Here is an 11,341-nt window from a genome sequence, read left to right as displayed (position 1 = left end):
CCGTACCGTAAGGGTGTGTACCGGTTTCTGCTGACGCCCCGATGGTGGGGGATCAACGTCTTCGTGCTGTTGTCCATCCCCTTCTGCATCTTCATGGGGTCCTGGCAGCTGGGCCGGTTCGAGGACCGTGTGCACGACCACCGCACGGCGACCGAGCAGGTCTCCGAGGCGCGGCACGAGGCGCCCCGGCCGCTCGGGGAGATGCTGCCGGTGACCAAGGCGACGTCCGGCAAGCAGGTGACCGCGACCGGCCGCTACGGCAAGCAGCTGCTGGTGCCCGGCCGGGAGCTCGACGGCAAGCGGGGGTTCTACGTCCTGACGCTGCTGCGCACCGGCTCGGGTGAGGCGCTGCCGGTGGTCAGGGGGTGGCTGCCCGGGGCCGCCGACGCGGCCAAGGCGCCCGCGCCGCCCGCCGGTGAGGTCACCGTCACGGGGGCGCTCCAGGCGTCCGAGACGCCGGGGGACAACGGCGTCAGTGCGCAGGGCGGGCTGCCGGCCGGGCAGTCCGCGGCGATCAGTGCGGCGTCTTTGGTGAACCTGGTGCCGTACGACGTGTACGACGCGTGGGTGACGCTGGCCAAGGGTGACTCGGGCATGAAGGCCGTGCCGGCGAGTGCTCCGCCGGACACGGGGCTGGATCTGAAGGCGTTCCAGAACCTCGGTTACACCGCCGAGTGGTTCGCCTTCGTGGGGTTCGTGATCTTCATGTGGTTCCGTTTGCTGCGGCGTGAGGTGGAGTTCGCGCGGGACGCGGAGCTGGGGCTGGTGCCGGAGGAGGAGCCTGTTGCTGCGGACGCCGGTGCCACGTGAGGCGGCGTCGCTGCTGAGGGCGGGCGGGTCCGCAGCCCGGCGGAGCGGGGTGCCGCTGCGCCCACCCGTGCCGCCCCAAGCGGCACGACTGCCCGCAGCTAGGCGGGTCCGGCGGGCCACACCCAGGACGGCCGCGGCTGCCCGCGGCTGAGCAGGACCAGCCGCCCGCAGGGCATGTTTTGATGTTGCTCTTGTGCTGGGTGGGCCGCCCGGGGAAGTCGTGGGCGATCTGGCCTGATCGGCCGGTTCCGGAATCGTGCAGCGGATTCCCCGGCGACGCAGATGCGCGCGGTTCGCGCGTGCCGAGTACGCCCGCGGGTTTCTGGTCGTAGGCGCCGGAGTACCGCAGACTCAACGCCGCGCGGCAGCGCCGCTCACGTCCCCGACGGCCGCGGCTGCTCCTGCGGAACCGAGCTCTCGGCAGCCGCCATCCACTGGTCCAGGTCGGTCTGGGTGAACTCTGCCCACGGTGGGATTCCGGGGAGCCGGCGGAGGAGGTCGTAGGCCTCGGGGATCTGGGCTCCGCGGAGGACCGGGCAGTGGCAGCCGGCGATGACCTCGGCGTTCAGGTGTTGGAAGTCGGTGACGACCGTCCCGAACTTCTGGGCGTCCAGCAGGGCGACCCAGGGGGAGACCAGGCGTCCGCCGAAGAACTGGCCGTCGCGGAATTCGTCTGGCGACAGCGCCGCCGTTTCGGGCACAGGGGTCGGCACGTTCGTGGCGAAGGTGTCTACGGCCCACAGGACGTTGGCCTTCGGGTCGAAGAGGGCGCGGGTCGTGGGGTTGTCGTACAGGGGCGGTCGCTTGGCGACCAGTGTGCGATCGCCCGCGTCGATCGTGTCGCCGTCGGTCATGAAGCGGCACCGGTTGATGGGAGTCTCCCACTCCTCGGCCATGCGGCCGATGGAGAACCATGTCGTCAGCAAGGTCGCGTTCGGGCATTCCGCGAGGACCGCCAGGAGGTTGCCGGCGTGGTCGCGGTCGTCGTGGGTGAGGAAGATCCACCGTACGTCCAGGGGATCCACGACGGACCAGGCTGCCTCCAGCCACTGGGAGCGCACTGCGGGCGCCCCGGTGTCCACGAGGACCGGTTCGGTTCCCCGGATCACCATCGAGTTCATCGGGAAGTGGCCGACCGGCGGGGCCTCAAGGGCCCACGGGATGACGAATGTCTCCTCGGCGATCTTGTACGGCTGCAGAAGGTCGAAACTCTCCTGGGTTGTCATCGCTGCTCTCCCTGGGGACCGAGTCGCCGCAGCGTCCATGAATCCAGTGCAGCCCTGTGCCGGGGCGTCGTCAAACGCAGGACTCGTGACGGTCGGCTTCGGTGAGCGAAGAGGGGTGCGCGGCCGGCGCCGGCCGGTCCCGGGCCGTGCCCGGGCGGGCTGCCGTCACGCCCGCGGGTGCTGTGCGGGACGTTGAGAACACCCCCTAAGCGGGACCAACCGCCGGCAGCTAGGACGGCCGCGGCTGCCCGCAGCCGAGCAGGGCCGGTCGGCCGCGGCTCGGTGTGCCTATGACGCCGCCAGTACGCCCGTCCAGTAGACCGTCCCCGCGCAGGCGTTGGGCACCGTCAGCGAGGTCGCGCCCGAGCCGGTCGCCGGTGTGTATGTGACTGCCACGCTGCCGTCGACCGTGCCGTCCTCCCTGGCCAGCTGCGGGGCCGTGCCCGTGCCCGTGTCGCCGCCGGTGGAGGTGCCGCCCGCGGCCGCGCTGTCATCCGTCGGGGTGGGGTCGGGAGTGGGGTCGGGGTCGGGGTCGGGGTCGCCGCCGGAAGCGGGGCAGGTCTCACTGGGGACCCAGGCGAACTTCACGTCGTAGGCGGCGCCCGGCGGGAGCACCAGCTGGGCGGCCTCCTGGGACGGGTCGGGCAGGCCGGCCGCCGCGTCCCCGGCCGTGTGCCGGGCCGCGCCGACCTTGGTGGCGTCGGCCGCGCCCTGCGGCAGCGCGCTCACCGCGCCGGGCCCGGTGACCGTACAGCTCGCCGCGGAGACGTTGGTGACACGGAAGGAGCCGTAGACCGCGCCGGTGGAGTCGGGGGCGTCGCTGCTCCCGGCGGCGGGACCGAGCTGGGCCGCGGTGCACGCCTGGATGCCGGCGGCGGCGGTGGAGGACGGGCCGGCCCCTGGGACGCTCCGGTCGAGGCGCCGACGTCCTTGCTTTCCTTGTCCTTCTGCTTCTTGTCGCTCTTGTCCTTGCCCTCGGTCTTGCCTGGGGAGCCGCCCGCGCTGCTGTCGCCGCCGTCCGGGCCCTTGCCGTCGCTGGCGCCGCCCTGGGTCTGGGAGGCGTGGCCGGCGACGGACGGGTTGGCTTCGGAGCCGGTGGAGTTGGAGACGTGCACGAGGGCGGGGATGGCCGTGCCGATGAACAGCGCGGCGGCGGCCATGCCGACGACGGCCTGCCGCTTGCGGGCCCGCCGCTGGGGCACTGCCTTCCGCAGATAGTCCAGCGTGCCGTCGCGCGGTTCCACCTCCTGCACCGCTTCGTGCAGCATCCTGCGCAGATCCAGCTCGTCCGATTCGAGCCCCTCGGGGCCCTTTTCGTCCAGGCCGTGGTTCACAGTTCCGTTCCCAGCGTGCGATTGCTTCGGATCTTGCTCGTGCAGCCTTGTCGGCTCATGCCACTCGAAGGGCTCGTGCCGGTCGCGCCCGTCGCGGGGCGCGCCGTTGCCGTCGCTCATGCCGACGCCTCCATGGCGAGCCGGAGCGCGGCTATACCGCGCGAGCCGTACGCCTTGACCGAGCCGAGGGATATACCGAGGGTCTCGGCGACCTGAGCCTCGGTCATGTCCGCGAAGTAGCGCAGCACCAGCACCTCGCGCTGGCGGCGCTGAAGGTTCTTCATCGCCTTGATGAGGGAGTCGCGCTCCAGCTGGTCGTAGGCGCCTTCCTCGGCGCTCGCCATGTCGGGCATGGGCTTCGACAGCAGCTTCAGGCCGAGGATGCGACGGCGCAGCGCCGAGCGCGACAGGTTGACGACCGTCTGACGCAGGTACGCCAGGGTCTTCTCGGGGTCGCGGACCCGCTTGCGGGCCGAGTGGACGCGGATGAACGCCTCCTGGACGACGTCCTCGCAGGAGGCCGTGTCGTCGAGGAGGAGGGCCGCGAGACCGAGGAGCGAGCGGTAGTGCGCGCGGTAGGTCTCGGTGAGGTGGTCGACGGTGGTCCCGGCCGCGACACCGTCCTCGACGCCGTCACGCTGGTTCGGGATGCGGGCCGGCCGCGCTGCGGGCACGGGCGCGATCACCGGCATGCCACCGGGCGTACCGGGCATGCGGGGTCGTAGAGCCGCCGGACGGGGCGGTCGAAGGACCGTGCCGCGTGCCGCGCTGAAGTCGAGTACCTCTGCCACGCCTGTTGGACACGCTCACCCCTGCGAGGGTTGTACGTCCCGGGCATCTCTTTCGCGCCGGCCTTCGCCGGCGACGGTCTACCCGCGTCAGGCAGCACAACCGATAGTGCATTAAATGCCCTCATGCGTCCCGCTCTTCCCCTATGTCCAGATATGAACGGGCGTCCCCACGCCCGGTTCCAGGCGTCCCCACGCCTGAGTGTGTCCCGCGGCCCTGAAGGGCGACCGCAAAGACGCTCCCCGCCCTCCGCGCGGTTGCGGAGGGCGGGGAGGTAAATCCTCTGATGCCGATGGGGTTCGGGACAAGTGGTCCGGACCATCGACCGGCCCACATGTCGTACACATACCCTACAAACCGCCTATGACAGCGACCGGGGGTTTTCGGCATGGCGAAACTTCCCGAAAACCCGGCGGCGACCACCGGCACGGCACGTGCGGCCACCGGCCCGGCACGCCACGAAAGCTCCGCGGCCACCGGCCCGGCGCGTCACGAAAGTTCCGCGGCCACCAGTTCGGCGATCTGCGCGGTGTTGAGCGCGGAGCCCTTGCGCAGGTTGTCCCCGCAGACGAACAGTTCGAGCGCCGTCGGGTCGTCCAGCGCCCGCCGCACCCGCCCGACCCACGTCGGGTCGGTGCCGACCACATCGGCAGGGGTCGGGAACTCCCCCGCGGCCGGGTTGTCGAACAGCACGACACCGGGCGCCGTGGCGAGGATCTCGCGGGCCTTGTCGACGGTGACCTCGCCCTCGAAGCGGGCGTGCACGGTCAGCGAATGCGTGGTGATCACCGGCACGCGGACACAGGTGACGGCCACGGGCAGGCCGGGCAGCCCGAGGATCTTGCGGGACTCGTCCCGGACCTTCAGCTCCTCCGACGACCAGCCGTCCTCACGCGGCGCCCCGGCCCACGGCACGACGTTCAGCGCGACCGGTTCCGGGAACGGCCCGGTGCTGTCCCCCACCGCCCGTCGTACGTCACCGGGGCTGGTCCCCAAATCCGTGCCGGCGACCAGGGACAACTGCTGCCGCAGCGTCGCCACGCCCGCGCGGCCGGCGCCGCTGACCGCCTGGTACGAGGAGACCACCAGCTCGCGCAGCCCGAACTCGGCGTGCAGCGCGCCCAGGGCCACGATCATGGAGAGCGTCGTGCAGCTGGGGTTGGCGATGATCCCGCGCGGGCGCATCCGTACGGCGTGCGGATTGACCTCGGGCACGACGAGCGGCACGTCCGGGTGCATCCGGAACGTGCCGGAGTTGTCGACCACCACCGCGCCCTTGGCGGCGGCCAGGGGCGCCCACCGCCCGGCGACCTCGTCGGGGACGTCGAACATGGCGACGTCGACCCCGTCGAAGGCCTCCTCGGTGAGCGCCACGACCTCGGTCTCCTCGCCGCGCACGGCCAGCTTGCGGCCGGCCGAGCGCGGGGAGGCGACCAGTCGGATCTCGCCCCAGACATCCGCCCGGTGGGACAGGATCTGGAGCATGACCGTGCCGACGGCCCCGGTCGCTCCCACGACGGCGAGCGTCGGCCGGTCGGCCCGTCGGAGCCCGGTCATCAGCGGCCGGTGCCTCCGTAGACCACGGCCTCGTCGCTGTCGGAGTCGAGCCCGAACGCGGAGTGCACGGCACGGACGGCCTCGGGCACGTCGTCGGCGCGCGTGACGACCGAGATGCGGATCTCGGAGGTCGAGATCAGCTCGATGTTCACGCCCGCGTCGGACAGCGCGGTGAAGAAGTCGGCCGTGACGCCCGGGTTGGTCTTCATGCCGGCGCCGACGAGGGAGATCTTGCCGATCTGGTCGTCGTAGCGCAGCGAGTCGAAGCCGATGCCGGCCTTGTTCTTCTCGAGCGCGTCGATGGCCTTGCGGCCCTCGGTCTTCGGCAGCGTGAAGGAGATGTCCGTCAGGCCCGTGGAGGCGGCGGACACGTTCTGCACGACCATGTCGATGTTGATCTCGGCGTCGGCGATCGTGCGGAAGATCGAGGCCGCCTCGCCCGGCTTGTCCGGCACGCCGACGACCGTGACCTTGGCCTCGGAGGTGTCGTGCGCGACACCGGAGATGAGAGCCTGCTCCACCTGCTTGTCCCCTTGCTGCTGTGACTTCTGAACGAGTGGCTCGCTGCTGACCCATGTGCCCTGAAGTCCGCTGAAGCTGGACCGGACGTGGATCGGGATGTTGTACCGGCGGGCGTACTCCACACAGCGGTGGAGCAGCACCTTGGACCCGGATGCCGCCAGTTCGAGCATGTCCTCGAAGGAGATCCAGTCGATCTTCCGGGCCTTCTTCACCACGCGCGGGTCGGCGGTGAACACGCCGTCGACGTCGGTGTAGATCTCGCAGACGTCGGCGTCGAGGGCGGCGGCCAGAGCCACCGCGGTGGTGTCGGAGCCGCCGCGGCCGAGCGTGGTGATGTCCTTGGTGTCCTGGCTGACGCCCTGGAAACCGGCCACGATCGCGATGTTGCCCTCGTCCACCGAGGTCTTGATGCGGCCCGGCGTGACATCGATGATCCGGGCTTTGTTGTGGACCGAGTCGGTGATGACACCTGCCTGGCTGCCGGTGAACGACTGGGCCTCATGGCCCAGCTTTTTGATCGCCATGGCCAGCAATGCCATGGAGATCCGCTCTCCGGCGGTCAGCAGCATGTCGAGCTCGCGCCCGGCAGGCATCGGGGAAACCTGCTCGGCGAGATCGATCAGCTCGTCCGTCGTGTCGCCCATCGCGGAAACCACGGCAACCACCTGGTTGCCGTTCTGCTTCGCTTCCACGATCCGCTTGGCGACGCGCTTGATGCCCTCGGCATCGGCTACGGAGGAGCCTCCGTACTTCTGCACGACAAGGCCCACGTGCGCTCCTCGCTCAATCCGTCTCTATCCGCTCATACGCATTCGTACTGCGGTCGGCTCAGTCTAACGAGCGCCCGAAAGACCCTTCCGCGATATCGCATGCTGAGATTTCCCGGCCGCTCGTCCAGAGCTGCTCATGCCCATCTGGGCACAGGCCACGCGAGAAAGTGCCAGGCGTCACAATCGCACGTGGGCTGCCCACTGTGGCCCAACTTTCAAGCACTAGGGTTCGCCTGTGCGCGTACTTCTGGTGGAAGACGATGAACCGGTCGCCGAGTCCCTCAGACGCGGCCTGAAGCGCTACGGCTTCGAGGTCGAGTGGGTCACGACGGGCCAGGCGGCACTGGACCACACGGGCCCCCACGACGTCGTCCTGCTGGACCTCGGCCTGCCCGACACCGACGGCCTCGACGTCTGCAAGGCGCTGCGCGAGCGCGGCGACGTTCCGATCATCGTGATCAGCGCCCGCAGCGACGAGACCGACCGGGTGGTGGGCCTGGAGATCGGCGCGGACGACTACGTCTCCAAGCCGTTCGGCGTCCGGGAGGTCATCGCCCGCATCCGGGCGGTCATGCGCCGCACGCAGCCCCGCACCCCCGCGGCCGGGGCGCCCGAGAACGGCCCCGACCACTACGGCCCCCGCCTGACCGTCGACCGCAAGGCGGCCCGGGTGCGGCTAGACGGCGAGGAGGTGGCCCTCGCGCCCAAGGAGTACGACCTGCTGGCCTTCCTCACCGAGGAGCCCGGGGCGCTGATGTCGCGCGAGCAGATCATGGAAGCGGTCTGGGACGCCAACTGGTTCGGGCCGACGAAGACGCTGGACGTGCACGTGGCGGCGCTGCGGCGGAAGCTGGCGGGCGCGATCGCGATCGAGGCGGTGCGCGGGGTCGGCTTCCGGCTGGAGATCGTCAAGGACGGCGGCGGCGACCAGGACCGCGGCGACGGCACGAGCACGGACCGCGACGCCTCATGATCCGCCAGCTCGTCCGCAGCTACATCTTCCTCGTCGGGATCGCCATCGCCCTGTTCACGGTGCCGGTGGCCTTCTCGCTCACCTCCCAACTGCGGGGCGACACCGAGGATTCCGTGGTGCGCGAGGCCGAGACCATGGCGCTGCTGCTGGCCAACGGCGACTCCACCTCGTGCGAGGCACTCCAGAAGATGGCCATCGCGTACGCCGCCGGGACACCCGGCGACGTCCAGGTGGCCGGAGCCCCGGGCTGCGCGCCGGGCCTGCTCCGCCCGAGGCAGGACGCGGCCCTGACCACGGCCCTCGACCGGGGCAAGCCCACGACCGACTGGGGCTCCTCCTTCATCTGGGGTCCCGAGCTGGTGATCACGGTCCCCGCCAGGACGGCCGGCGAAGACCGCCCCGTCGGCGCCGTGCGCATCGTCTACTCGACGAACGAGATGACCGACCGCCTGTGGACGATCTGGGGCTTCCGGGCGATCCTCGCGGTGCTGGTCCTCGTGGTGGCCGCCCTGCTCGGTGTCGGGGTGGCGCGCCGCCTCACCCGCCCGCTGCGCCAGCTCAACGACATGGCGAGCAAGTTCAGCGACGGCGACCTGACCGCCCGCTCCCCCGTGACGGGCCCGCCGGAGACCCAGACCCTGGCGCGCACCCTCAACCAGGGCGCGGAGCGCCTGGACACGCTGATCGCGGCCCAGCGCATCTTCGTGGCGGACGCCTCCCATCAGCTGCGCACGCCTCTCACGGCCCTGCGGCTGTCCCTGGACAACATCGCGGACGGCGTGGACGACGAGTTCGTACGGGAGGACGTGGAGCAGGCCACCGCCGAGGTCGTTCGCATGAACCGCCTGGTCAACGGCCTGCTGGTGCTGGCCCGGGCCGAAGCCAGGGTGACGGCTGCCGAGCCGCTCCCGCTGATGGACATCGTGCGGGAGCGGCTCGCCGTGTGGAGACCGGCCGCCGACGAGCGCGGAGTCACCATCGCGCTCAGGGGGAGTATCGACGGCCGGCCGTCAGTGCTGTCCAGCCCCGGTCATCTGGACCAGATGCTGGACAACGTGCTCTCCAACGCCCTGGAGGTCTCACCGGACGGCGGGACGATCACCGTGCGGGTGGAGCCTCGGGGCGAGGTGGTGGAGGTGTCGGTCCTGGACGAGGGGCCCGGCATGTCGGACGCCGAGAAGTCCCGCGCCTTCGACCGCTTCTGGCGGGGCCAGGGCCTGACCGGGAAGGGCGGCTCCGGCCTCGGTCTCGCCGTCGTCAAGCAGCTGGCGACGGACGATGGCGGGACCGTGGCCCTGGCGGACGCTCCCCGGTCTCGGCTTCGCTCGACCGGGGGCACCCCCATGGGGGCGGCCTGTGCGTGACGATCACCCTCCGGGCGGTCAGCTCTCGGGCATCTTCGAGGAGTGGTGGTTGACGATCAGCCACTTGCCGTCGGACTGCTTCTCGTAGGCGTACGTGTAGCGGGCCTTGACGGTGTTCTTCGCGCCCGTTCCGGGGTTGGTGAGCGCGAACTCGTACACACCGGTGTCGATGACGGTGTCGCTGTCGAGGACATTGACGATCGACTCGACCTTCGTGCCTTCCGGCTTGTTCTGGAGGAAGTGCTCGAAGTAGTCGACGATCTCGGCTCTGTCCGTACGGACGTTGTCGGAGACGGTCGGCAGCAGGACCGCGTCCTTCGCGTACAGGTCGGCGACCTTCTGCGGGTCGCCGGTTTGCAGCGCCGCGTTCCACTGGTCGAACAGTCCGAGCACCTGCGTCTCGGTGACCATCTTGGCGGAGTTCTTCCCGGACGTGCCGCGGGAGTCGGCTCCGGCGACCCCGGCGCCGAGGGCGAAGGTACCGGCGGCGGCGACGGCCACGGCGGTGGCGACGGCTATGCGTCGGCGTACGGGGCGACGGTTCATGGCATCTCCAGTGAGATCGAGGGGAGTTGACTTGCCTCCGCTTGCTCTGCGGTGGAAGTGACTCCAGACTCGCGTGTCACCGGTTAGCGGCCGTGCAGCGGACGTACAGGGGGCGTACAAGGAGCCCCCAAACACGCAGCGTGAACATGGAGCCGGACGCTACTGTCCCGGCATGGAGATATTGCGCTACGTAGCGTTCAGCACGGATCCCAAGGGCGGCAACCCCGCGGGGGTGGTGCTGGACGCGACCGGGGCCGACGACGCGGCAATGCTGGCGACGGCGGCCGAAGTCGGCTACTCCGAGACGGCGTTCGTGGTTCCGTCCGGCGACGTTGCCCTGGACGTGCGGTACTTCAGCCCGCTCGCCGAGGTGTCGTTCTGCGGCCACGCGACGATCGCGACGGCCGTGGCCCACGCGGAGCGGCACGGCACCGGACGCCTGCGGCTGCGCACGGCGGCGGGCCCCGTCACCGTCACCACCGACCGGGCGGCGGACGGCACCCTCGTGGCGACCCTGGTGAGCGTCGCACCGCGTACGGCACCGGTCGAGGAAGCCGATCTGGCCGAACTGCTGGGGATTCTGGGCTGGTCCGCCGAGGACCTGGACCCGGCGCTGCCGCCCCGCGCGGCCTTCGCCGGAGCCTGGCACCCGGTCATCGCCGCGGCGAACCGGGACCGGCTGGCCGGCCTGGACTACGACATGGCCGCGCTCGCCGCACTCATGGCCCGCAAGGACTGGACCACGATCGATCTGGTGTGGCGGGAGTCCCCCACGGTCTTCCACGCCCGCAACCCGTTCCCGCCCGGCGGTGTGGTCGAGGACCCGGCCACGGGGGCGGCGGCTGCCGCGTTCGGTGGCTACTTGCGGGAACTCCAACTCGTTCCGGCCCCCGCGACCTTGACGATCCACCAGGGCGTGGACATGGGGCGGCCGAGCACGATCACGGTGACGGTACCGGCGGAGGCGGACACGGGGATCGGCGTGACGGGCACGGCCGTACAGATCTGAAGCCCCGGCCTCAGTGACTCAAGCCCCGGGCTGAACTGCGGAGACGAACGCCGCCCAGGCGGGCGCCGTGCCGTGGAGCTCGGGGCCCGCGGGGGTCTCGGAGTCGCGGACGTGGACGGCGGTGGAGAGAGCGACTTCGACGCAGGCGCCGCCCTCGTCGTCGCTGTGGCTGGACTTGAACCACTTCATCTGGTCGCTCACGACTGATCCACCATCCGTTCGATGAAACGGGCCGACCCGTCGGGGTCGAGAGCCTGCGTACGGATAAACATGTTCGGTGACAGCGGCGGGGCTATGTTCACGGGGACGACCGCCTTGGGTATCACATCCGGTGGCAACTATGCCAACCAGCCCTGCGGTGATACGGACGCTCAGCCAGACCGCGCCACCTGGTATCAGCCCGTGCAAAGGGTACTCATCGACCACGACCTGGCCGTCTAC

General features: G+C 70.5%; 9 protein-coding genes and 2 pseudogenes. 4 read left to right on the top strand and 7 right to left on the bottom strand.

The genetic code is table 11. The features are described from left to right. Positions 1–15: 15 nt before the first annotated feature. On the top strand, positions 16–810 hold the full coding sequence (locus V8690_RS23950) for an SURF1 family protein (RefSeq protein ID WP_338781941.1): 795 nt from the start codon (positions 16–18) through the stop codon (positions 808–810). 374 nt (positions 811–1,184) lie between these two features. On the opposite strand, the gene V8690_RS23945 is transcribed toward V8690_RS23950, so the two are convergent. The 5 genes and pseudogenes from V8690_RS23945 to V8690_RS23925 form a co-directional block, all read right to left on the bottom strand. Beyond that, on the bottom strand, positions 1,185–2,036 hold the full coding sequence (locus V8690_RS23945; RefSeq protein ID WP_338781940.1) for an MBL fold metallo-hydrolase: 852 nt from the start codon (positions 2,034–2,036) through the stop codon (positions 1,185–1,187). A gap of 288 nt (positions 2,037–2,324) precedes the next feature. Then, positions 2,325–3,370 (bottom strand): annotated as a pseudogene (locus V8690_RS23940) (hypothetical protein). Positions 3,371–3,486: 116 nt separating this feature from the next. Further along, the gene (locus tag V8690_RS23935; RefSeq protein ID WP_338781938.1) at positions 3,487–4,062 is read right to left on the bottom strand and encodes a SigE family RNA polymerase sigma factor; all 576 of its coding nucleotides are present in this window, start codon (positions 4,060–4,062) and stop codon (positions 3,487–3,489) included. A gap of 586 nt (positions 4,063–4,648) precedes the next feature. Continuing rightward, a complete protein-coding gene (locus tag V8690_RS23930; protein ID WP_338781936.1) occupies positions 4,649–5,716 on the bottom strand; it encodes an aspartate-semialdehyde dehydrogenase in 1,068 nt (355 codons plus the stop codon). Beyond that, complete coding sequence (locus tag V8690_RS23925; protein WP_338781934.1) at positions 5,716–7,008, bottom strand: aspartate kinase; 1,293 nt, start codon at positions 7,006–7,008, stop codon at positions 5,716–5,718. The genes V8690_RS23930 and V8690_RS23925 overlap by 1 nt, the downstream gene beginning before the upstream one ends. 235 nt (positions 7,009–7,243) lie before the next feature. Here V8690_RS23925 and V8690_RS23920 point away from each other — a divergent pair, with 235 nt between their 5' ends. Next, positions 7,244–7,981, top strand: coding sequence for a response regulator transcription factor (locus V8690_RS23920; protein ID WP_338781932.1), 738 nt, complete (start codon positions 7,244–7,246; stop codon positions 7,979–7,981). Beyond that, positions 7,978–9,398, top strand: a pseudogene (locus V8690_RS23915) (HAMP domain-containing sensor histidine kinase). Before V8690_RS23920 ends, V8690_RS23915 begins: the two are co-directional and overlap by 4 nt. On the opposite strand, the gene V8690_RS23910 reads toward V8690_RS23915, so the two are convergent. Continuing rightward, positions 9,364–9,891 (bottom strand): SgcJ/EcaC family oxidoreductase, encoded by a 528-nt coding sequence (locus V8690_RS23910; protein WP_338781931.1) that lies wholly within the window; start codon positions 9,889–9,891, stop codon positions 9,364–9,366. The pseudogene V8690_RS23915 and the gene V8690_RS23910 sit on opposite strands and share 35 nt — an antisense overlap. 172 nt (positions 9,892–10,063) lie before the next feature. Here V8690_RS23910 and V8690_RS23905 point away from each other — a divergent pair, with 172 nt between their 5' ends. Further along, positions 10,064–10,900: a PhzF family phenazine biosynthesis isomerase gene (locus V8690_RS23905; RefSeq protein WP_338781929.1), complete on the top strand. Its 837-nt coding sequence runs from the start codon at positions 10,064–10,066 to the stop codon at positions 10,898–10,900. Positions 10,901–10,918: 18 nt separating this feature from the next. On the opposite strand, the gene V8690_RS23900 is transcribed toward V8690_RS23905, so the two are convergent. Next, positions 10,919–11,101: a DUF397 domain-containing protein gene (locus V8690_RS23900; protein WP_338781928.1), complete on the bottom strand. Its 183-nt coding sequence runs from the start codon at positions 11,099–11,101 to the stop codon at positions 10,919–10,921. Between the last annotated feature and the right edge of the window lie 240 nt (positions 11,102–11,341).

Source organism: Streptomyces sp. DG1A-41 (assembly GCF_037055355.1).
Lineage (GTDB): Bacteria > Actinomycetota > Actinomycetes > Streptomycetales > Streptomycetaceae > Streptomyces.
The sequence above is the reverse complement of the archived record's forward strand: the minus strand, read 5'-3'. Positions and strand labels throughout refer to the sequence as shown.